Raw genomic sequence first — 22,384 nt, forward strand, 5'->3', positions numbered from 1 at the left:
ACACGGACGGCCGTACACCCCCGGCCACACGGAGCGGGCCCGGATCCCGCGCGGGAGCATTGACGCACCCTCGGTAGACCTCTACCTTTTGCTCGACCCCTCGAACTTCGTTCGATACTTCGGACAAGTATCCCTGGAATGAGACCCCATGACCGCACCGCTGAGAAGGCGTGTCTTCCTCCGTACCGCGGCTGCCTCGGTGGCAGCGGCGCGCCCCGTGCGGCCGTTCGCGCTGCGGGACGTCACGCTGGGCGAGGGGCTCTTCGCCACCAAGCGCCGGCTGATGCTCGACTACGGCCGGGGCTACGACGTCGACCGGCTGCTGCAGGTCTTCCGCGCCAACGCCGGGCTCGACACACGCGGCGCCGTGGCGCCGGGCGGCTGGGAGGGGCTGGACGGCGAGGCGAACGGCAACCTCCGCGGCCACTACACCGGCCACTTCCTCACCATGCTCGCCCAGGCGTACGGCAGCACCGGCGAGGAGGCGTACGCGGAGAAGATCCGCGCCATGGTCGGCGCCCTGGTCGAGGTCCGCGAGGCGCTCCGCGAGGAGCCGCGCGCCCTCGGTGTCCCGGGCAGGTTCGGCACGGCGGTGGAGCAGGTCCGTGGCTGCTGTCAGTACATCGACCTGCCCGCCGATGTGCTCGGCGCGGCCGACGCCCTCACCCTCTCCGCCTGGATACGCCCGGCGCACACCGCGAACTGGGCCCGCGTCTTCGACTTCGGCAACGACACGACCCGGTATCTCTACCTGGCCGCACGCAACGCCGACGGCGTCCCCCGGTTCGCCATCACCACCGACGGCCCCGGTCAGGAGCAGGCACTCGACGGCACCGCGCCGCTGCCGCCGCACGAGTGGAGCCATGTGGCCGTGACGCTCACCGGCGGCACCGGCACGCTCTACGTCAACGGCGCCGCGGTGCGCACGAACACCGCCCTGTCCCTCACCCCCGCCGCGCTCGGCGCCCTGGCCCACGGCTGGCTGGGCCGCTCGGGCTTCCCCGGCGACCCGGTCTTCGCCGGCGCCTTCGACGAGGTGAACATCTGGTCGCGGGCGCTGACCGCCGCCGAGATCGCCGAGCTCCAGGACGCCCCTGCCGCCGACACCTCCGCGGGCCCGGGCGAGCTGGCCTCGTACGGACTCGGCGAGGGCGGCGCCACCACCTTCGCGGACGCGTCCGGACACGGGCGGCCCGCCACCCTGCGCCGCACCTGGGGCGGCCCGAGCCATCCGGGGTTTCTCGCCGCGTACCCGGAGACGCAGTTCATCACCCTGGAGTCGATGACGAAGGGCGACTACACGGTGGTGTGGGCGCCGTACTACACCGCGCACAAGATCCTGCGGGGGCTCCTCGACGCCTATCTGCACACCGAGGACGCCCGGGCGCTCGACCTCGCGAGCGGCATGTGCGACTGGATGCACTCGCGCCTGTCCAAGCTGCCCGCGGCCACTCTGCAGCGCATGTGGGGGATCTTCTCCAGCGGAGAGTTCGGCGGGATCGTCGAGGCGATCTGCGACCTCCACGCCATCACCGGCAAGGCCGAACACCTCGCCCTGGCCAGGATGTTCGACCTCGACCGGCTCATCGACGCCTGCGCGGCGGGCGAGGACATCCTCGGCGGTCTGCACGCCAACCAGCACATCCCCATCTTCACCGGGCTGCTCCGCCTGTACGACGAGACCGGCGAGGAACGCTATCTGGAGGCGGCCCGGAACTTCTGGGGCATGGTCGTCCCGACCCGCATGTACGGCATCGGCGGCACCAGCACCGCGGAGTTCTGGAAGGAGCCCAAGGCCATCGCCGCGACACTCAGCGACACCAACGCCGAGACCTGCTGCGCGTACAACATGCTCAAGCTCACCCGGATGCTGTTCTTCCACCAGCAGGATCCGGCCTACATGGACTACTACGAGCGCGCCCTCTACAACCAGGTCCTCGGCTCCAAGCAGGACCGGGCCGACCAGGAGAAGCCCCTCGTCACGTACTTCATCGGCCTGCTGCCCGGCCACGTCCGCGACTACACCCCCAAGGCGGGCACCACCTGCTGCGAGGGCACGGGCATGGAGAGCGCCACCACATACCAGGACTCGGTGTACTTCGCGGCCTCCGACAACACCGCCCTCTACGTCAACCTGTACAGCCCCTCCACGCTCACCTGGGCCGACCGGGACATCACCGTCACACAGACCACCCGCTACCCGGTCGAGCAGGGCACCACCCTCACCATCCGGGGACAGCAGGCCGCCTTCGACCTCCGCCTGCGGGTGCCCGCCTGGGCCACCGGCGGCTCCGGCGGCTTCCGGGTGACCGTCAACGGAAAGCGGGTCAAGGGGACCCCGGCGCCCGGCAGCTACTTCACGGTGTCACGGACGTGGCGGGACGGGGACACGGTCCGCGTCTCGATCCCCTTCCGGCTGAGGGTCGAGCAGGCCCTCGATGACCCGGCGGCACAGACCCTCTTCTACGGCCCCGTCAACCTGGTGGCCCGCGACCCCGGCCAGGACTGTCTACGGCTCGGGCTGTACCGCAACGCGGCCCTGTCGGGCGACCTTCTGCCCTCGCTCACCCCGGTGCCGGGCAAGCCGCTCCACTACACCTTGGGCGAGGTCGGACTGGCGCCGTTCCACGAGGGCACCGAGGACCCCACACACGCCTACTTCCGGCGAACCGAGCCCGCCATCGTCTTCGGCGGCACCGACTCCGGCATCGCCAACCCCGTCAAATCCGACGAGACCACGCTTCTCGACGAGATCTGGGCCGCGGCCCCGTTCACGACCAAGGCCGAACTCGTGCGGCATGTGGCGGCCACGGTGGAGGAGTGGGTGACGGCCGGGCTGCTCGGCCGGGCCGAGGGGCAGACCGTGGTGCGCACCGCGCGCGACGCCTCGTACACGCCGTAACCTTTCGGGGCGTTCAACCCGACAGAGAGGCCCGCATCCCATGCGCATCGCGCTGAGCCAGATCACCACCGGTCCGGAGCCCGAGCGGAACCTGGCGCTCCTGCGCGAGCAGGCGGGCCGCGCGGCGGAGGCCGACGCCCGTCTCGTGGTGTTCCCCGAAGCGGCGATGGCCTGCTTCGGCACCCGGCTCGGTCCGCTCGCCGAGCCGCTGGACGGCCCGTGGGCCACCGAGGTCCGGCAGATCGCCGAGGACACCGGTCTGGTGGTCGTGGCGGGCATGTTCACACCGGCGCCCCACGGCCGGGTGACCAACACCCTGCTGGCCACCGGCCCCGGGGTGGAGACCTCGTACGACAAGATCCACTTGTACGACGCCTTCGGCTTCACCGAGTCCAGGACCGTGGCCCCGGGCTCGAAGGTGGTGACCTTCGACCTCGACGGCGTCCGGGTCGGCCTGGCCACCTGCTACGACGTGCGCTTCCCCGAGCTGTTCCGGGCCCACGCCGACGCGGGCGCCCAGCTCTCGCTGCTGCCCGCCTCCTGGGGCGCGGGGCCCGGCAAGCGCGAGCAGTGGGAGCTGCTCATCCGGGCGCGGGCGCTGGACGCCACCGTATGGCTGGCCGCCGTGGGCCAGGCCGACCCCGCGGCCACCGGCCTCGCGCCCACGAGCTCCGCGCCCACCGGCATCGGGCACAGCGCCCTCATCGGACCCGACGGCACCGTACGGGAGCGACTGGAGGCGGGCCCGGGCCTTCTGGTGGGGGACGTGGACCCCGACGAGGTCGCCGCCGTGCGGCGCTCGGTCTCCGTCCTGGCCAACCGCAGGCTGGGCACCTCCTGAGCCGGGAGCGGGATCCGGGCGGCCACCAGAGGTGATCACGAGCGCGCGATCGGTTCCGGGTGCGAATCCTCAGCCCAGGCCCGGCGCCACCATGGCCAGCCAGGCCACGGCCGGGACCACCGCCACCACCACTCCCCCGTACACCATCAGCTGCCGGAAGAACCGGTCCCGGTCGACGTCGGGCGCGGCCGCGAGCACCAGAGCGCCATTGGTGGAGAAGGGGCTGACGTCGACCACGGTGGCCGAGACCGAGAGGGCGGCGACCATCCCGACCGGGCCGATGTCGCCCTTGGCGAGGAAGGGGACCGCGAGCGGGATCAGCGCGCCCATGATGCCGACGGACGAGGCGAAGGCGGAGATGATGGCGCCGATGTAGCACAGCAGGAGGGCCGCGAGGAGGGGGACGCCGATGTCGCTGACGGCCCGGCCCGCGTAGTCGATGGTGCCCATCTCCTGCAGCACGCCGACATAGGTGAGCACCCCGCAGATCAGCAGCACCGTCGGCCAGGAGATCTCGTTGGCCGCCTTCTTGCCGTCCTGCGGCCAGAACAGGCTGAGCAGCGCGGCGAGAGTGATCGCTGCGAGGCCCGCGTCGAGGTCGAAGACGAGAACGGCGACGACGAGGCCGACCAGGGCGAGGAGGGTCGCCACCCGGTCGGGGGTCAGGCCCATCGCCGGCTCCTCGACGGACACGCCGGCGGGCGCCGTGGCCGCGTGGCGCGGCAGCTTCAGGCCGCCGCAGACGACGAAGACGACAGCCGCGATGACCAGGTTGACCACCAGACTGGCCAGGAAGAGCGTGATCTCGTTGCCCGGCAGCTTCTCCCGTTCCACGATGCCGTTCACGATCGAGCCGTAGATACTGATCGGAGAGAAGCCGCCGCCCTGGGCGCCGTGTACCACCATGGCCCCCATCAGCAGCGGGCTGATGTCGTACCGCGCGGCGAAGCTCAGCGCGATGGGGGCGACGATGGCCACGGCGGCCGGGCTCACCGCGCCGATCGCGGTGAGCACACCGGTGATCGCGAACATCACCCAGGGGATCAGCGCCACCCGCCCGCGCACGAGTCTGACGGCGGCGTGGACCAGCCACTCCGTGGTGCCGTTGGCCCGGGCGAGGGCGAACAGATACGTCACACCCACCAGGACCACGAACAGGTCTCCCGGGAAGCCCGCGAAGATGCCGTCCGCGTCAAGGTCGGCGACCAGCTCTCCCACGCCGAACGCTGCCGCGAAGGACAGGGCGCCCATGTTGACGGACCGGGTGGTGGCCAGCACGAAGACCGCCACCAGCACGATGATCGAAATGAGTTCGGGGGACAATGGGCGCTCCCGTCGCCAAGTGGCCAGTGGCTGAATCACGGTGGGCCCCACGGTGCGTCATCGTCAATACTGATGAAGCAGATTGGCTCAGCCACTTGTCCAGTGAGCCAGTCGGCCAGTGAGCCGTTCGCCCACTGAGCCGCTGGTCATGAGGGTGGGATGGTTCTCGACGCCGAGGGAGGGCCCGTATGACCGACGCACTGCGCCCGATGGCTCGCCAGCGCCTCTACCAGCAGGTGCTGGAGCGGCTGCGCGCATACGCCGCCGAGGGCGGCCTGCGCGCTGGCGACCGGCTGCCGCCGGAGCGGGAGTTGGCCCAGCGGCTCGGGATCAGCCGGGCCTCCGTCAAGCAGGCCGTCGTCGTCCTCGAGGTCCAGGGCCTGGTGGAGGTCCGCCAGGGCGGCGGCACCTATCTCCTCAGGGACAGCCTCGACGCCGAGCCGGTGGAGCGTCTGGTCGAGCGGCGCCGCCGCCTCCCTGATGTGCTCGATGCCCGCGAGGCGCTGGAAACCAAGATCGCCGAACTCGCCGCCGAGCGCCGCACGGACCAGGATCTCGCCGCCATGGAATCCGCCTTGGGGTGGATGGAGGACGAGATCGAATCCGACCGCCCTGGCACCGAGGGAGACCGTCGGTTCCACGCGGCCGTCACGGCCGCCGCCCACAGCCCGCTGCTGGCCGAGTTCATGCGGTCCATCGCGGATCAGATCGGCGAGAGCCGCGAGGAGTCACTGCGCCAGCCCGGCCGCCCGCGCCGCTCCCTGGCCCAGCATCAGCGCATCCTGGACGCGATCGCCGCGCGCCACCCCGGGGCCGCCGCCACGGCCATGCGCCGCCATCTCCGCACCGTCGCGCAGGTCCGCCTCCTGACCTGGGACCCGGACGACTGAGCCGGCCGGCCGCCGTGGACCGGCCGCAAGCCATTATTCGCCGTCGGCGGGCGGCTCCTCGGCCGGGAAGAGGATCGGGCTGATCAGGTATCGCGCGCGATCGGCCGTGGGCCGGTTGGCCAGCCGAGGCGCGATCGCCTCGCGCAACTCCCCGATCATCTCCTGGAGTTCGTTCCGGGTGAGCCAAGCCGCGTGCTGCCGGTAGCCGACGAGATCCGCCACCGGGTCGGCACCGTCCCGGTCGAGGTAGGCGTTGAACTCGGCGGCCAGGGCGGCCATCGCCGCGGCGAATCCGCGCCGGTAGTCGTCGAGCGACAGTGACTCCATCATGTCGGCGTCGATGACGGCCCGGTCCTGGCGCAACCGGTACTGGCGCTCCACAGCGCCGCGCACCCGCCGTTCGTCGGCCACCTCCAGGATTCCCCCGGCCGCGAGCAGATCGATGTGCCGGTAGACCGTGGCCTTCGAGACATCGGGGATCCGAGCGCACAACTGGGATGTCGTCAGCAGCCGTCCCCCGCGCATCGCGTGCACGATCCGCAGCCGCACCGGGTGTGCCAGAAGTTCCAACGCGTCCATCACCCAACGATCTCACACATGCTACCTTTCGCAAAAATGAGAACGATGGAGGGAACGGGGATGACGACAGGCACCGATCCGGCGACGACCGCCGTCGCGGTCGTCGAGATGGCGCGCAAGGGACGCTTCGCCGAGATCGCGGGGCTGTTCGCGCCGCCGCTGCGGGCGGCCGTGTCCGCCGAGATGCTGCGGGTCGCCTGGGCGCTCGAGACGGGCAAGCACGGAGCGGTCACCGCCGTCGGGGAGCCGGTGAGTGAGCCGGCCGAGGCGGGGCGCGTCCGGCTGAGCGTCCCCGTGTCCTGCGAACACGGGGGGCTCACCGTCGTCATGTCGGTCGACGACGCCGGCGGGCTGAACGGTCTGCGGTTCGCGCCCGCGACCCCCGCCTCGTGGACACCGCCTCCGTATGCCGCTCCGGAGAGGTTCGAGGAGCGCGCGGTCACGCTCGGCTCCGCTCCGCTCGCCGTGTCCGGCGCGCTGAGCCTGCCGCGTGGGCAGGGCCCCTGGCCGGGCGTGGTGTTGCTCGGCGGAGGGGGACCGTTCGACCGCGACGGGACCGGCGGGCCGAACAAGCCGCTCAAGGACCTCGCGTGGGGGCTGGCGAGCCGCGGCGTGGCGGTGCTGCGGTTCGACAAGGTCACCTACACCCACCCCGGCCAGGTGGCGAACGCACCCGACTTCACGATGGCCGACGAGTACGTCCCGCACGCCGTCGCCGCAGTCCGGATGCTCCAGCGCGAGCCGACCGTGGATCCGGCGCGGGTCTTCGTACTCGGCCACAGCATGGGCGGCAAGGCGGCCCCGCGGGTGGCGGCCGCCGAGCCGTCGGTCGCCGGTCTGGTCCTCCTGGCCGCTGACGCGCAGCCGATGCACGAGGCCGCGGTCCGCGTCACGCGCCACCTCGCCTCGCTGAACCCCGGCCCCGCCGCCGACGCCGCCGTCGAGGCGATGACGCGTCAGGCCGCGGTGGTCGCGGGCCCCGAGCTGTCGCCCTCGACACCGGCCGAAACACTCCCGCTCGGCCTGTCGGCCGCGTACTGGCTCGACCTGCGCGACTACGACCCGGTCTCGACCGCGGCGGCACTGGACAAGCCCATGCTCGTGCTCCAGGGCGGTCGCGACTATCAGGTGACCGTCGCGGACGATCTCTTGCGGTGGCGGGCGGGCCTCGGCCACCGACCGGATGTGACGATGCGCGTGTACGACGCCGACAACCACCTGTTCTTCCCCGGCTCGGGCCCCTCCACGCCCGCGGAATACGAGCCCCCGCAACACGTCGACCCGGGCGTCGTCGCCGATATCGCCGAGTGGCTGACGCCACCCGCATGAGTGCTCAGGCCGGGCTCACCCAGGCACGCCGCTCGGCGGACCGTGCCATGGCGTCCAGCGCGGCGGCGCTGTGGACGGCGTCGTCCAGGGTGGCTCCGTACGCCGTGCCCTCGGCGATGGAGCGCAGGAAGTGATAGGCCTCGACGACCTTGAGGTCGTCATAGCCCATGCCGTTGGCCGAGCCGGGCTGGAAGGCGGCGTACTCGCCGTGTCCGGGGCCGACGTACACGGTGCTGACGGGCTGGTCCTGGTAGACGGTGCCGCGGCTGACGCCGAGCTCGCCCATGCGGCGGAAGTCCCAGAAGACCGCGCCCTGGGTGCCGTGGATCTCGAAGCCGTAGTTGTTCTGCTCACCGACCGAGACCCGGCACGCCTCCAGCACACCCCGCGCGCCTGAGGCGAAGCGCAGCAGGCAGGAGACGTAGTCCTCGTTCTCCACCGGGCCCAGTTCGCCACCGGTGGAGCGGGTGTGGCCGGAGGTGGCCCCGGTGGGGCGGGCCCGCTCGGGCACGAAGACCGCGGTGTCGGCGGCCAGCGACTCGATCTCGCCGAGCAGGAAACGCGCCAGGTCCACGCCGTGCGAGGCCAGGTCGCCGAGCACTCCGCTGCCGCCGCGCTCGCGCTCGTACCGCCAGGTCAGGGCACCTTCGGGGTGGGCGGCGTAGTCGCTGAAGAGTCGGATGCGGACATGGGTGACGGCGCCGATCTCCCCGGCGGCGATCAGCTCGCGGGCGGCGGCGACGGCGGGCGCGTTGCGGTAGTTGAAGCCGACGGCGCCCTGGACACCGGCCTTGGCCACGGCACCGGCGACCGCGCGGGCGTCCTCGGCGGTCAGGCCGACCGGCTTCTCGATCCAGATGTGCTTACCCGCCTCGGCCATGGCGGTGCCGATCTCACGGTGCAGGAAGTTCGGGGCGGCGATGCTCACCGCCTGCACCCGGGGATCGGCGGCCACCTCCCGCCAGCCCCGGACCGCGGTGGCGAAGCCGTACCGCTCGGCGGCCTCCTCGGCCCGGCCGGGCACCTCGTCGGCGACGGCGACCAGTTCGGGCCGCAGGGACAGCTGGGGGAAGTGGTGCGGCACGCGGGCGTACGCCTGGGTGTGCACCCGTCCCATCCAGCCGAACCCCACGACGGCGACGCCGAGCGTACTCATCATGACTGCTCTCCCATGACTGCCCTGCTCGGGACTGTGCTCCGCTCGGGCTGTGGCGCGCTTTGGATCGGTCCAGAACTATCTCGGCCCACCTTGAGGGCCGTCTCCGCACCTGTCAATCCCTTTGACAACCCGGCGCGCCCTATGGAACGGTCCAGGCCATGAGACCACCGACGATCCGCGATGTCGCCGAACGGGCCGGAGTGTCGAAATCGCTGGTCTCCCTGGTGCTGCGCGGCTCCGACCAGGTGCGCCCGGAGAAGCGGCAGGCCGTCCTGGCCGCCGTCGAGGAGCTCGGCTACCGGCCCAACGCCGCCGCGCGCAGCCTCAGCGAGCGACGCACCCGCACCGTCGGGGTGCTCCTGAACGACCTGCGCAACCCCTGGTTCGTGGAGCTGCTCGACGGCCTCAACTCCCGGCTGCACGACTCCGGTCTGCGCATGCTGCTGGCCGACGGCCGCCTCAACCGGCGCCTCGGCGAGGACCTCACCCGCACCTTCACGGATCTGCGGGTCGACGGCCTGATCGCCGTCGGTACGCTGCCGGCCCCCGAGGCGCTGCGCACCGCGGCCGGACAGGTGCCCACCGTGGTGGCGGGCGCCCGCGAGCCCGTGCTGCCCGGGGTGGACATCGTCGCGGGCGACGACGAGCACGGCGCCCGTCTGGCCACCGAACACCTCATCGGCCTCGGCCACCGGCGCATCGCCCATATCGCGGGGCAGGGGGCGGTCGGCGAGCTGCGCCGCCGTGGCTTCGAGGCGGTGATGGACGAGCACGGACTGGGCGGAGCGGCGGTCGTGGAGCAGGGCGATCTGACCGAGGAGGGCGGCTACCGGGCCACGGTCCGGCTGCTCAGCGCCCGGGAGCGGCCCACCGCCATCTTCGCGTGCAACGACATAGCCGGTGTCGGTGCCCTGTCGGCCGCCGAGGAGCTCGGCCTCCAGGTGCCCCGCGACCTGTCCCTCGTCGGCTACGACAACACCTACCTCGCGCGCCTGCGCCACCTGTGGCTCACCACCGTGGACCACGCCGGCCACGACGTGGGCCGGCGCGCCGCGCAGTGTCTGCTCGACCGGATCGCCGACCCCGCCCGCCCCGGCGGGACCGTCCTGACCACCCCGGCCCTCGAAGTCCGCGGCACGACGGTGCGGTGCCCCGGCCCGCCCGACGCTCCGTAGCCGCCGCGGACCGTCAGCTACCGGAGGCCGCCGCCGACCGTCGGTGGCGACGGCAGGTGCCGGAGCAGTGCGTGCAACACCGGGTTGTCGTTGTTCTCGCGCCAGACGAGGTTGAGCTCCACGGGGTTGGAGGTCTCCAGCTCGACGGATTTGAAGACGACGTCGGCGTAGCGCAGCCGCGCGGCGGCCTCGGGCACCAGGGACACCCCCAGGCTGCAGTTGACCAGGGCCAGAATGCTGTGGACCTGGCTCAGATACTGCGAGAAGACGGGGGCCACATGCGCCGCGCTGAAGATGCTGATGAGCAGCTCGTGGAAGTAGCGGGCGTCCGTGGGTGAGTACATCAGGAACGTCTGACCGTCGAAGTCCGCGACCTGGAGCGCTCCCTCGCGCGCGGCCAAGGGGTGCTCCCTCGGCAGCGCCGCGAGCAGCCGCTCCCGTACGGCCGGGCGGGACCGCAGATCCGGGCCGGTGACCGAGGGCCGGCCGAGGCCGAGGTCCAGGCGGTTTTGGGTGAGGGCTTCCAACTGGTCGCGGGTGACCATCTCTTGCAGCACGATCTCCGCCCGGGGCATCGCCGCGCGGGCGGTTTCCAGGAGGGTACCGAGCGTCGAGTAGGCACTGGCCGCGGTGAAGCCGATGGCGATGCTCCCCGCTTCCCCGGTGGACACCTGCCGGACGGCGAGCGCCGCGTGTTCGGACTGGCGCAGGATACGGCGGGCCTCGGTCAGGAAGGCACGCCCCGCGGGGGTGAGCCGCACCGATCGGTTGGTGCGCTCCAGGAGCCGGACCCGCAGATCGTTCTCCAGGAGCTGGATCTGGCGACTCAGCGGTGGCTGTGTCATCTTGAGCCGCTCGGCGGCCCGGGTGAAGTGCAGTTCCTCGGCGACCGCCACGAAACTGGCCAGCTGGGCGAGTGTGAACAACGATGCTCTCCCTGTATCAACGCATACAAATTTTAAGTTAGACGAATATCAATCGACCACTTAGCTTCAAGGGGCGGCCGAGCGAGAGACGCCCGCCGACACAGCGACCGGCCACCTCAAGGACCGGCCGACCCGCCCGCACTCACAGGGAACGCTAAGTAATGAGCACACCGGAAACGACGGCACATGCCGCGCAGCAGGCAGGCGAGGCGACCCTCGACAGGATCTCCTGGATCAAGCTGTCCTCGGTCACCCTTCCGCTCGCCACTCCCATCAGCGACGCGAAGGTCTTCACCGGACGGCAGAAGCCGATGACCGAGGTGGCCTTTCTCTTCGTCGAGCTCGCCACCGAGGAGGGACACCAGGGCATCGGTTTCAGCTATTCCAAGCGGGCCGGCGGCCCCGGCCAGTTCGCCCACGCCAAGGAGATCGCCCCCACCCTGCTCGGCGAGGACCCCAGCGACATCGCCAAGCTCTGGACGAAGCTGGCGTGGGCGGGCGCCTCCGTCGGACGCAGTGGGCTGTCGACCCAGGCGGTGGCGGCCTTCGACATCGCCCTGTGGGACCTGAAGGCCAAGCGGGCCGGGCTGCCCCTGGCCAAGCTGCTGGGCGCCCACCGCGACTCCGTACGCTGCTACAACACCTCCGGCGGCTTTCTGCACACGCCCACCGAGCAGCTGCTGGAGAACGCCTCCCGCTCCGTGGCGGAGGGCATCGGCGGCATCAAGATCAAGGTCGGCCACCCCGACGGCAAAATGGATCTGGGCCGGGTGACCGCCGTGCGCGAGCACCTGGGCGACGAGGTGCCGCTCATGGTCGACGCCAACCAGCAGTGGGACCGGCCCACCGCCCAGCGCATGGGGCGCGCCCTGGAGGAGTTCGGCCTGATCTGGATCGAGGAGCCGCTGGACGCGTATGACGCCCGCGGCCACGCCGCCCTCGCGGCCTCGCTGGACACCCCGGTGGCCACCGGTGAGATGCTGGCCAGCGTCGCCGAACACTGGGAGCTGATCCGCAACGAGGCCGCGGACGTCATCCAGCCCGACGCGCCGCGCATCGGCGGCATCACCCAGTTCCTCAAACTGGCCACCCTCGCCGAGCACCACCATCTCCAGCTCGCCCCGCACTTCGCGATGGAGATCCACCTCCACCTCGCCGCCGCCTACCCGTACGAGCCGTGGGTGGAGCACTTCGACTGGCTGGAGCCGCTCTTCAACGAGCGTCTGCGGATCAGCGGCGGCCGTATGCATGTGTCCTCCCGGCCGGGTCTCGGCATCACCCTCAGCGAGCAGGCACGGGCCTGGACACAGGCGGACCACGAGCTCGGTACGCGTCCCTGAACGTACCGCTCCGCGGAAATCGGGTCGCACACCCATTGACCTGTTGGGTGGGCCACCCTAACCTCCATTCTCATATCTAGACTCAGTGCATGTATGTGGAGATCAGTTCATGAATATGAACACGGCGGTCCAGGACGTCGCGCAGCGACTGCGTGACGGCATGGCGCGCGGCGTGCTGTCCTTCCCCCTCACCAGCTTCGGTGAGGACGGCAGCCTCGACCTGGACGCCTACCGCGAGTATCTGACCGCTCAACTGGCCACCGACCCCGGCGCGGTGTTCCCCGCGTGTGGCACCGGAGAGTTCACCGCCCTGGACGAGGACGAATACGGCCAGGTGATCGCCACCGCGGTGGAGGTGGCCGATGGCCGTATGCCGGTGGTCGCGGGGATCGGCTACGGCTACGCGCAGGCCCTGCGCTTCGCCCGGATCGCGGAGGAAGCCGGTGCGGACGCCGCCCTGGTCCTCCCCCACTACCTGGTCAAGGCCCCGCAGGACGGCCTGGTGGAGCAGGTGCGCCGGATCGCCGCCGGGACCGGGCTGCCGCTCATCGCCTACCAGCGCGACCAGGTGACGTTCACCATCGACGGCCTGCGGCGGATCGCGGAGATCCCGACCGTCATCGGTCTGAAGGACGGACACAGCGACCTGGACCGGCTGCAGCGGCTGACCCTCGCCGCCCCCGACGACCTCCTGTTCTTCAACGGGGCCGCCACCGCCGAGGTGCAGGCCCGCGCGTACGCCGCCGTCGGCGTGCCCGCGTACTCCTCCGCCGTCCACGCCTTCGCACCCGAGATCGCGGGCGCGTTCTTCGTGGCGCTGCGGGACGGCGACGACGAGACCGTGGACACGCTGCTGCGTGACTTCTACGTCCCGCTGGTCGAGCTGCGCGACCGGGTGCCGGGCTATGCCGTATCGCTGGTGAAGGCCGCCGCCCGGCTGCGCGGCAAGCCGGTCGGCCCGGTGCGCGCCCCGCTCACCGACCCCGGCCCCGAGGATCTGGCCACCCTGGAGAAACTCCTGGAGACCGGGCTGAGCCTCGTGGCCGGCCGCTGACCACGACACACCGATGGAATCCGGGCGGCCCCGCGCGCCGCCCGGCCCAGTCTTCCGCCGCATCTCAGCGACGAGGGCCCGACCGGCGCGGCCGCCGGCCATGACCGGGCCATCCCCCACACCGCCACCCCCTGATCCGTACACGCCCCACGGATCGGAAGCCACTTCTCGGAAGCCATTTCCTGAGCGCAGTTCAAAGGGGAACTGACCCATGCCTCTTGTCGTAGTAGGAATCAGCGTTCTGGCGCTGCTCTTCCTGATGACCAAGGTGAAGCTGAACGGCTTCATCTCCCTCCTCCTCGTGGCCGTCGCCGTGGCGCTGGTCCGAGGCGTCCCGATGGAGAAGATCCCGGACGTCCTCGGTGAGGGTGTCGGAGGGCAGATCGGCGACACCCTGATCGTCGTCGGACTCGGCGCCATGCTCGGCCGTGTCATGGGAGACTCCGGCGCCGCCCAGCGCATATCCGGCAAACTCATCGACACCTTCGGCCTGCGCCGGGTCCAGGTGGCCATGGTGGTCACGGCCATGCTGCTGGGCGTGACGATGTTCTACGAGGTCGCCTTCGTGATCATCGTGCCCGTGGCGTTCACCATCGTCCGGGTGACGGGCAAGAACCTGCTGTGGGTCGGGCTCCCGATGTCGATCGCCCTGTCCACCATGCACAGCTTCCTGCCGCCCCACCCCGGCCCCACCGCCGTCGCCGCCACCTTCCACGCCTCCGTCGGGCTGACCCTCTTCTACGGCCTGTTCTTCGCCATCCCCTTCGGAGCGCTCATCGCCCTGGTGTGGCCGCGCCTCCCGTTCGTCAAGAAGATGAACCCCTCCATGCCCAAGGGCCTGGTCTCGGAGCGCACCTTCACCGACGAGGAGATGCCCAGCATGGGCTGGTCCCTCTCGGTGGCGCTGGTCCCGGTGGTGCTGATCGCGTTCGCCGCCGTGTACGACATGGCGGTGTCCGAATCCAACCCCGCCCGGCCCTTCATCACCTTCATCGGCTCGGCGCCGGTCGCCCTCCTGCTGACCCTGCTCCTGGCCATCTGGGCGTTCGGCCCGCGCATCGGCCGGTCGCTCTCCGAGGTCAGCGCGTCCTGCAACTCGGCGGCCCAGGCGATGGCCATGATCCTTCTGGTGATCGGCGCGGGCGGTGCCTTCAAGGGTGTCCTCGTCGAGGGCGGGATCTCCGACTACATCAAGGACGCCACCGAGGGCTGGAACATCTCGCCGATCATCCTGGCGTGGCTGATCGCCGTCATCCTCCGCATCGCCCTCGGATCGGCGACCGTCGCCGTCGTCACCGCCGCCGGTGTGGTGGCGCCGCTGGTCGCGGGCAGTGGAGTCCACCCCGAGATGATGGTCCTCGCCGTCTCCTGCGGATCCATCGCCTTCAGCCACGTCAACGACCCCGGGTTCTGGATGTTCAAGGAGTACTTCAACCTCTCCGTCATCGACGCCATCAAGGCACGCACCACCTACACCACCACGCTCGCGGTCCTCGGTCTCGGTGGCGTCCTCGCCGTCGAGGCCTGCCTCGACGCCCTGGGCGTCTAGCCACCGCCGCCGATCGCCCACGCGCTCGCTCCGCCGCCGGTGCCCTTCCGGTGTCGGAGCGAGCGCGTGTGGCGTGTCATGTCTCCGGTGTCACAGCGGCCGCTTCGTCGTCGGAGAGCCGCAGCGCCCCCGCGGCCACGTTCTCCACGAGGTGGTCCGGGTTCCCGGTGCCGGGGATGGCCAGCACATGCGGCCCCTGGCGCAGCGTCCACGCCAGCCGGACCTGCGCGGGGGTCACACCGTGCGCGCGGGCGACGGCAAGCACCTCATCGCTGTCGGTCGCGCTCGCGCCGGCCTCGCGCCCGGCGCCGGCGATCGCGAAGAACGGCACATAGGCGATGCCCTGCTCGCCACAGGCCCGCAGAAAGTCTTGTTCCTGGGCCGGGGCGCCGATGCCGTAGGCGTTCTGCACACAGACCACCGGCGCGATGGCCTGAGCCTCGGTCAGATGCTCGGGCGTGGCATTGGACAGGCCCAGGTGGCGTATGAGCCCGGCGTCGCGAAGGTCGGCCAGCGCGCCGAAGTGTTCCGAGATGGAGCCGGACCTGCGGCTCGGCGGCACACGCAGATTCACCACATCCAGGTGGTCACGCCCCAGTTGGCGCAGGTTCTCCTCGACCTGACCGCGCAACTGGTCCGGTGTGGCCCACCACCACGCGCCCGACGGGTCCCTGCCCGCCCAGACCTTCGTGGCGATGACGAGGTCGTCCGGGTAGGGCGCCAGCGCCCGGTTGATCAGCTCGTTGGCGGACCGCAGCGACGAGAAGTAGAACGCCGCCGTGTCGATGTGGTCGACGCCGAGCTCGATCGCTCGCCGTAGCACCCTGATCGACCGGTCGCGGTCGCTCGGGGTAGTACCGAGGTCGAAGGCGGCGCTGCCGGTCAGCCGCATCGCCCCGAATCCGAGGCGGTTGACGGTCAGATCGCCGAGGTTCCAGGTGCCCGCGGCCGCGGCGGTGTACGTCTCTTCGGTCTTGCTCGGGCTCACGTCGTTGCCCCCTTGGTGGTGTGGTCATCAGACATGAAAAAAGCCTCCTCGGCGGAGGCGGACCCGCAGCAAGGAGGCTTGACAGTTCCTGAGCAATATACCGCAGGGGCGACAGGCGCGGCGGCGTAGGGGTGCCGATGGCCCGATGGCGACCGCTGCCTGGTGATCTTCCGCGCTCGTCCTGGCACCGCTACCGCAACGGGCGGGCCCTGCCGCCGTGGGAGGCCGAGGGAGTCGGTCTCGGACGCCTGGGCGGCGGGACAGGGCTCGAAGGAGCCCAGGGACCCGAAGACGGGGGACGAGGCCGAGACGGCGGAAGAACCGGAGACAGCGGAGGCGGCGCGTCGCGGGACCGGAAACACCGCTGGGCCACCGGGCTGCCCGGCGGTGTGCGGCGCCTCTCCCGCAGGACGATCGGGGCCGCGGTGGCGGTGTGCGGCCTGCTCGCCGTGCTGCTCCTGCTGCTCCTCGTACGCCCCTGGAGCGACGATGTCCGCCCGGAGCGCGCCGCCGGGAGCGCCCGAAGGCTCACGCGCCTGGCCATGGGCTCTGCGCCCCTCTGGGTCGGCGTCCACGGACGGGCGAACCCTGCGTCTGAGGTACAGCCCGGTGTGCCGGGCCGTATGGGCGGAAGTGGGTCCGGCGGACGGCACCGAACAGTTGCTGGCGGCCGCGGCGGACGCCACGCCGCAGACCGCGGCCCGCGGCGCGAGCCGCACCGCGATGGTGGCGGCCGACCAGCGATGACGGCACTGGACGAGAGTGACCGCATCCCTCCGCAGCGCCGCACCGGATCGCGTACCCGCCCTGAGAACCCGCAACGGCTACCGGCTCACCGGTTACTGGTGAGCCCCGCGATCCGGGCCAGACCGCGGTGGGATGCGATCAGGGCCTCCTGGTCGTAGGTGCTGGTCGTGACCATGATCTCCTGGGCGCCGGTCTCCTTGATCACCACCTCCAGCTCGTCGGCCACCTGCTCCTCGGTGCCATGGATGTGGCCGCGCAGGGCCGACTCGTAGAGGTCCCGCTCCTTCGGGCTCATGGTCCGCCGCTCGACCTCCTCCGCCGGGGCGAGCGGCGGGAACGTGCCGTGGGTGCTCGCGTACGCGATGGCCCACGCCTCGGGGATCAGCAGCCGGCGCGCCAGCTCGGGGGTCGCGGCGACGGCGACCGTGCCCGCGGCGACGACGTACGGCTCCTCGGCCCACCCGGACGGGCGGAAAGCGCCGCGGTAGCGCTCGATCGCGTGCAGGAGCTTCTCGCGGCCCCTGAGGTCGCCGATCACCAGCGGAAGCCCGGCCTCGGCGGCGATCGTGGCGCCCTCGCCGGTGGCCAGGACATACGGCGGTACGCGCAGCCCCTCGGCGGGGCGGGCGTGGACACCGGTGGGCGAGGTGCCCTCGAACCAGCCGAGGAGCTCGGCCAGCTGCCCCGCGAAGTCGTCGGCGTCGTCCTTGTCCCGGCCCAGCGCCCTGCGCACGCCGCCCGTGAAGCCGACCGAGCGGCCCAGGCCCATGTCGACCCGCCCGGGGAAGAGGGACTCCAGGACGCCGAACTGCTCGGCGACCACGAGCGGTTGGTGGTTCGGCAGCATCACCCCGCCGGTGCCGACCCGGATGGTGCGCGTGGCGGCGGCGATCGCGGCGGCCAGCACGGTCGGCGCCGATCCCGCGACACCGGGCACGCCGTGGTGCTCGGCGACCCAGATCCGGTGGTAGCCGAGCCGCTCCGCCTCCTGGGCCAGGCGCACGGTGTCACGCAGCGCCCGCGGGCCGCCGGATCCCTCCCGGATCCGCGAGCGGTCGAGGATCGAGAACCGAGTCGAGGCGATCGCAGAGCTCACACAGGGTTCAACGCCTGACGGGCCCCGGCATTCCCACCGCGCCGAGGCCCGGGCCCGGCCACGCCGTCAGCCGGAGGGCGGGTACTCGATCTCGATTCCGTATGTGCGCAGCACGGAGATCACATCGTCCAGCTCTTCGTCGCCGACGTTGCGCCGCGATGTCTCGAAGTCCCGCCACACCAGCCGGAAAGGCGGCCTCCGGCGAGCACCGCTGTTGCTGAGGCAGTCGCCGAGCGCATTGGGGTTGGAGCCGAAGTACCCGCCCGGTCCGTTGACCGCCTCGCCCAGTTCGCAGTAAAAGCCGGCGATATCGGCGAGGTCCGCTCCCGCGATTTCGCAGGTGGTCGCGTCCCCATAGCGCTTGGCCAGGTGGCCTGTGCGGAACCAGGCCGATTGGACCACATGGAGCCAGCTGTCATGCGCTTCGGGGGGAAGCTTCTTCCACATTCCGGATTCGGCCGGGGGGCCCTGTGCCCAGGTTTGCCAGATCTCTCGGGCATACGGGTAGGGAGAGCCGTATCCGAAGAAGGACAGGGCGAGATCGGTGCCGCCCGGGACGCTCACGCTGTCCCTCACGTCCGTCACCTCGACTCTGCCGATGTAGTAGCCGCCGATCTCGTGCCCTCGGACGTCCCTGACCTGCAACTCGACGTCCTCGAAGAGCACGGGAACCCGCGCCGGCCGCAGCGAGGACCCGACCGCGGTGATGGTCTGCGACTCTCCGAGCGATGGCTCGACGAAGAAGCCGCGGACGTCGGTCGCGGTGAGGATCTCCCGCTCCGTCTCGTCTTCGACGAATCGGTACATGGCTACGTCAGTTCCAACCATCATCGGGGAAATGGGGTGCCGTGAAGGGGTGGATGGTTTTGTAGTGGTCCGTGGTCCACCCCATCACCTTACGCCCGTCAGGGAGTTCCTTCACGAGGATGCGGGAGTTCTCGGGGTCCTTGGCGTGTGGGACACGATATTCCAAGGCGTCTTTCCAAGGCGCCTCATGCTTTTTCCGTCCCTCGAATATCTTCGGATCGCCCGTGTCCGGGTCCGTCTGCCGGACGCCATGCCCCTGCCTGATGTCTTCGTATGCCCTGACGAACGTCTTCGGCAGCCCCTGTGGCAGCTGGTCCGAGAGCCGCGGGGGCTTCTTGTCCCCACACCCTTCGAGGCCGAGCGGGTCCTGCCAGGTGTGCGGGTTGGGTACATAGGTCTGGGGGCTGGGCGCCGGGGCGAGGCCGAGCGGGTCCGGGGTGAGGTACCGGGCCGTCTCGGGGTCGTAGTAACGGAAGTGGTTGTAGTGCAGACCGGTTTCCGGGTCGGCGTACTGGCCGGGGAAGCGGAGCGGGCAGTACGTGGCGTCGGATGGCGCGGCGAGGGGGGTGCCCCAGAGGGTGGTGCGGTGTTGCCAGGCGAGGTGGCCGTCGGGGGTGACGAGTTCGGTGGGGGTGCCGGTCGGGTCGGTGACCACGGCGTGGAAGCCGGTGGAGCCCAGCTCACGGTCGATCTGAGTCAGGGGACGGTGGCTGTCCGGGGCGTAGTCCCAGGTGGTGGTGGCACCGTCGTGGGTGGCCTGTTCGGCCAGGCGGCCGGCGTCCCAGCTGAAGGTGAGCGGGTTCCCGTCCGGGCTCGTCTTCGACGTGCGGCGGCCCAGAGGGTCGTAGGTGTATGTCCACTCCTCGCCGCCCGGGGTGGTGGCCTTGGTGAGCCGGTCTTCCGCGTTCCAGGCATAGGTCCAGGTACGGGTCTGCCCGTTGAGGAGTTTGCGGGTCCTGCGGATGAGGCGGCCCGCCGCGTCGTGCTCGTATGTGGTCCGGCCTGCATGGCGGATGAGAGTGCCCTCGTAGGCGCGGTCACCGGTCGCCGGGTGGTCGGGGGCCGTGGCGTGGGTCTGGTTCCCCGCCGCGTCGTAGGCGTACTTCTCCGTCCAGCCGTGTGCCTGGACGCCCGTCACCCGACCCATGGTGTCCAGCGTGAAATTCCGCGTGCCCGAGGTGAGTTCGCGGATCTGGGTGACGTGGCCGTCGGGGCGGTACGCGTAGGTGCGGTGCTGGAGGAGGTCCTGGGACGAGGTGGAGACTCCTTGGGCGGCCAGGCGGCCCACCTCGTCCCAGGCCTGGGCGAGGGTGATGTCTCCGGTGTCGCGGCGCGTCTCGCGGCCCGCCGCGTCGTGTGTGAAGGTGAGGGTGTGGCCCTCCGTGGTCAGCGTGGCCGGACGGCCCGCCGCGTCATACGTCCAGGTGGACATCACACCGGAGGGCGTCGTGCGGTGGATCTGGTTGCCCGCCGCGTCATAGCCGTACGTGGTCGTGCGGCCGCCCACCGTCTCGGAGACGACGCGGCCCACCGGGTCGCGTTCCAGAACCAGCTCGGTATCCGCGTTCGCCGCGCGCTGGAGGACCCCGTCGGCGTCATACGCGTACGTCGTCACCTCGCCCGTGGTCTCGTCGCGCTGGGCGACCAGGCGGCCCGCCGCGTCGAGGGTGTGGCGCAGCGTCTCGCCCAGCGCGTTGGTCTGGGCGGTGAGTCGGCCCGCCGCGTCGCGTTCATAGGTGCGGGTGGCGCCGTTGAAGTCCGTTTCGGCGATCAGATGGCCGGCCGCGTCGTACTCGTAACGCCATTGCTCGCCCAGGGAGTTGGTGACCTCGGTGAGGCGCAGTTCGGTGTCGTACGCGAAGGCGTAGTGAGCGCCGTCCGGGTCGGTGCGGGTGATGGGCAGGTCGAAGTAGGTGTGGGTGTAGGTGGTGGTGTGTCCGGCCGCATCGGTGTGGTGGGCGAGGTTGCCTTCGGTGTCCCACTGCCACACCTCGCGGGCGCCGTCGGGCCCTTCGCGCCAGGCGGGCTTGCCCTCGATGGTCCAGCCGTGGCGGGTGGTGTGCCCGAGCGGGTCGGTGACGGCCGTGATCTGGCCGTGGGGGCCTCGGCGGATGTGGGTGGTCCGGCCCAGGGGGTCGGTGATGGTGACCGGGAGGCCGGCCGCGTTGGTGGTGACCTGGGTGGTGTGCCCCAGCGGATCCGTGATCGACGACAGGTGGCCCGAGGTGTCGTAGGTGTAGTGCGTGGTGGCGCCGCTCGGGTCGGTCGTGGAGGTGCGCGCCCCGCGGTCGTCGTAGGTGTGGCGCCACACCGCGCCGTTCGGCTCGCGGATCTCCAACGGGAGACCCCAGTCGTCATGGACGGCTTCCGTCACGGTGCCGTCAGGCTGTTCCACGGCCGCGAGACAACCCTGGCCGTCGTAGCGGTAGCGCGTGGTGTGGCCCAGGGGGTCCGTCACCGCGAGGGGGAGGCGGTTGGTCTCGTCCCACTCGGTGCGGGTGGTGTTGCCCAGCGGGTCGGTCTGCGCGATGACCTTGTACGCCTCGTTGCGGACGTAGGTCGTGGTGTTGCCCTGTGAGTCGGTGTAGCGGGTGGTGCGGGCCTGCGTGTCGTAGTGCAGGCGGCCCGAGAGGATGCCGTCCGGGCCGATGCCGCGCAGGACCCGGCCCCGGTGGTCGTACACGTAGGCGTACGACGTCCCGTTGCGGTCCGTCCACGAGGTGACGCGGTGGCGGTCGTCGTACCGGTAGCGCAGTGGCTTGCCGGTGGAGTTGATGACCTCGGTCAGGTCGCCCGCCTCGTCGTAGCCGAAGGAGATCAGGGTCGTGCTGTGCTCGTTCCGCTCGCCGTGCAACAGGCGCAGCGATGTGATCCGCAGCAGGCGAGGGTCCGTGTCGACCGAGACGTGGTAGCCCCCGGAGTGGACGATCTCCTTCGGCGCGCCCTTCTCGTCGTACCCGACGTCGATCCGGTCGCCCTCGCCCGTCCGGTCGGTGATCGCACGCAGAGCCAGCTCCCTGCCGCCCAGCGGCAAGGGGGCGAAGTGCAGGGTCCGGTTCTGCTCCGGGACGGTGACGGTGAAGGTGCCATCAGGTTTGCCGTCCCAGCACAGCGGCCAGCGCGGCCCGGAGGCGGGCAGCACGGGGACATCACGCACGGGCACCGGATAGGTCAGGAGCATGCCGTCGTCGGTGACGTAGATGACCCCGGCTTCGTCGATCTCCAGGCGCTGGTCGAGTGTCCCGGCCCAGGTGCGGCCGAACCAGCCTCCGCACGGATGCCCCGAGACGTAGTGGCGCTCCAGCACCAGTGGCAGGGCGCCGGGCAGGCTGACGTCGGTGGCGGACATGACCATCTCGCCGGTCGCCACATCGATCGGCTCACCGGTCGTGCAACGATTGGCGCCGGGCGTGCAGTTCCGCTTCGGATCGCTGTCCGTCCGCCTGCGGGCGCTGCCGTCCCGGCGCAGCCCGCGCTCCCGGTTGAGCAGGCGCTGTGCGGCGTTCTTGGCCACGGAGCCGCCGCGGCGCACGGCGCCGGAGCCGCCGGAGGCCAGGGCGAGGAGGAGTTCGGGGGTGAGCTGGCCGGCGGCGCGGGCGGGGTTGCGCTGCCACTCGTCCCAGTTGGTGACGGCCTTGGCGAACTCCTTGGGATGGTCGACGGCGTACGCGACGCCGTC

General features: G+C 71.0%; 17 protein-coding genes. 9 read left to right on the forward strand and 8 right to left on the reverse strand.

All coding sequences use genetic code 11. The features are described from left to right. The first annotated feature begins 148 nt into the window (after nt 1-148). Together PV419_RS43840 and PV419_RS43845 are read left to right on the forward strand one after the other, a co-directional pair. The gene (locus PV419_RS43840; RefSeq protein ID WP_319698680.1) at nt 149-2,902 is read left to right on the forward strand and encodes a beta-L-arabinofuranosidase domain-containing protein; all 2,754 of its coding nucleotides are present in this window, start codon (nt 149-151) and stop codon (nt 2,900-2,902) included. Nucleotides 2,903-2,942: 40 nt separating this feature from the next. After that, nucleotides 2,943-3,743: a carbon-nitrogen hydrolase family protein gene (locus PV419_RS43845; RefSeq protein ID WP_319698682.1), complete on the forward strand. Its 801-nt coding sequence runs from the start codon at nt 2,943-2,945 to the stop codon at nt 3,741-3,743. A 69-nt stretch (nt 3,744-3,812) separates the two neighbouring features. Here PV419_RS43845 and PV419_RS43850 read toward each other — a convergent pair whose 3' ends face one another. Further along, nucleotides 3,813-5,066 (reverse strand): SLC13 family permease, encoded by a 1,254-nt coding sequence (locus PV419_RS43850; RefSeq protein ID WP_319698684.1) that lies wholly within the window; start codon nt 5,064-5,066, stop codon nt 3,813-3,815. 188 nt (nt 5,067-5,254) lie between these two features. Here PV419_RS43850 and PV419_RS43855 point away from each other — a divergent pair, with 188 nt between their 5' ends. Next, nucleotides 5,255-5,956 (forward strand): FadR/GntR family transcriptional regulator, encoded by a 702-nt coding sequence (locus tag PV419_RS43855; protein WP_319698686.1) that lies wholly within the window; start codon nt 5,255-5,257, stop codon nt 5,954-5,956. Nucleotides 5,957-5,989: 33 nt separating this feature from the next. On the opposite strand, the gene PV419_RS43860 is transcribed toward PV419_RS43855, so the two are convergent. Beyond that, a complete protein-coding gene (locus PV419_RS43860; RefSeq protein ID WP_319698687.1) occupies nt 5,990-6,535 on the reverse strand; it encodes a helix-turn-helix domain-containing protein in 546 nt (181 codons plus the stop codon). A gap of 60 nt (nt 6,536-6,595) precedes the next feature. Between PV419_RS43860 and PV419_RS43865 the strand changes: the two genes are divergently transcribed. Then, entirely contained in the window at nt 6,596-7,864 is a 1,269-nt protein-coding gene (locus PV419_RS43865; protein ID WP_319698689.1) for an alpha/beta hydrolase family protein, read from the forward strand. 4 nt (nt 7,865-7,868) lie between these two features. On the opposite strand, the gene PV419_RS43870 is transcribed toward PV419_RS43865, so the two are convergent. Then, nucleotides 7,869-9,023 (reverse strand): Gfo/Idh/MocA family oxidoreductase, encoded by a 1,155-nt coding sequence (locus PV419_RS43870; protein ID WP_319698691.1) that lies wholly within the window; start codon nt 9,021-9,023, stop codon nt 7,869-7,871. A gap of 158 nt (nt 9,024-9,181) precedes the next feature. Here PV419_RS43870 and PV419_RS43875 point away from each other — a divergent pair, with 158 nt between their 5' ends. Beyond that, a complete protein-coding gene (locus PV419_RS43875) occupies nt 9,182-10,198 on the forward strand; it encodes a LacI family DNA-binding transcriptional regulator (RefSeq protein ID WP_319698693.1) in 1,017 nt (338 codons plus the stop codon). Nucleotides 10,199-10,215: 17 nt separating this feature from the next. Here PV419_RS43875 and PV419_RS43880 read toward each other — a convergent pair whose 3' ends face one another. Continuing rightward, complete coding sequence (locus PV419_RS43880; protein ID WP_319698695.1) at nt 10,216-11,124, reverse strand: LysR substrate-binding domain-containing protein; 909 nt, start codon at nt 11,122-11,124, stop codon at nt 10,216-10,218. Between the two features lie 161 nt (nt 11,125-11,285). Here PV419_RS43880 and PV419_RS43885 point away from each other — a divergent pair, with 161 nt between their 5' ends. The 3 genes from PV419_RS43885 (at nt 11,286) to PV419_RS43895 (ending at nt 15,067) form a co-directional block, all read left to right on the forward strand. Beyond that, nucleotides 11,286-12,464, forward strand: a complete 1,179-nt coding sequence (locus tag PV419_RS43885) for an L-talarate/galactarate dehydratase (protein ID WP_319698697.1) — start codon at nt 11,286-11,288, stop codon at nt 12,462-12,464. A 115-nt stretch (nt 12,465-12,579) separates the two neighbouring features. Beyond that, nucleotides 12,580-13,518 (forward strand): 5-dehydro-4-deoxyglucarate dehydratase, encoded by a 939-nt coding sequence (locus PV419_RS43890; RefSeq protein WP_415925515.1) that lies wholly within the window; start codon nt 12,580-12,582, stop codon nt 13,516-13,518. A gap of 211 nt (nt 13,519-13,729) precedes the next feature. Beyond that, nucleotides 13,730-15,067, forward strand: coding sequence for a gluconate:H+ symporter (locus PV419_RS43895; RefSeq protein ID WP_319698701.1), 1,338 nt, complete (start codon nt 13,730-13,732; stop codon nt 15,065-15,067). 76 nt (nt 15,068-15,143) lie between these two features. On the opposite strand, the gene PV419_RS43900 is transcribed toward PV419_RS43895, so the two are convergent. Then, nucleotides 15,144-16,055: an oxidoreductase gene (locus PV419_RS43900; protein WP_319698702.1), complete on the reverse strand. Its 912-nt coding sequence runs from the start codon at nt 16,053-16,055 to the stop codon at nt 15,144-15,146. 489 nt (nt 16,056-16,544) lie between these two features. On the opposite strand from PV419_RS43900, the gene PV419_RS53585 reads away from it, so the two are divergent. Continuing rightward, nucleotides 16,545-16,802 (forward strand): DUF2690 domain-containing protein, encoded by a 258-nt coding sequence (locus PV419_RS53585; protein ID WP_415925514.1) that lies wholly within the window; start codon nt 16,545-16,547, stop codon nt 16,800-16,802. An 85-nt stretch (nt 16,803-16,887) separates the two neighbouring features. On the opposite strand, the gene PV419_RS43910 is transcribed toward PV419_RS53585, so the two are convergent. The 3 genes from PV419_RS43910 to PV419_RS43920 form a co-directional block, all read right to left on the reverse strand. Then, a complete protein-coding gene (locus PV419_RS43910) occupies nt 16,888-17,898 on the reverse strand; it encodes an MsnO8 family LLM class oxidoreductase (protein ID WP_319698705.1) in 1,011 nt (336 codons plus the stop codon). Nucleotides 17,899-17,964: 66 nt separating this feature from the next. Further along, nucleotides 17,965-18,705, reverse strand: coding sequence for a barstar family protein (locus PV419_RS43915; protein WP_319698706.1), 741 nt, complete (start codon nt 18,703-18,705; stop codon nt 17,965-17,967). Between the two features lie 7 nt (nt 18,706-18,712). Continuing rightward, a partial coding sequence (locus tag PV419_RS43920; protein ID WP_319698708.1) for a DUF6531 domain-containing protein occupies nt 18,713-22,384 on the reverse strand: 3,672 nt, incomplete at its 5' end.

It is taken from the genome of Streptomyces sp. ME19-01-6, from assembly GCF_033793745.1.
Lineage (GTDB): Bacteria > Actinomycetota > Actinomycetes > Streptomycetales > Streptomycetaceae > Streptomyces.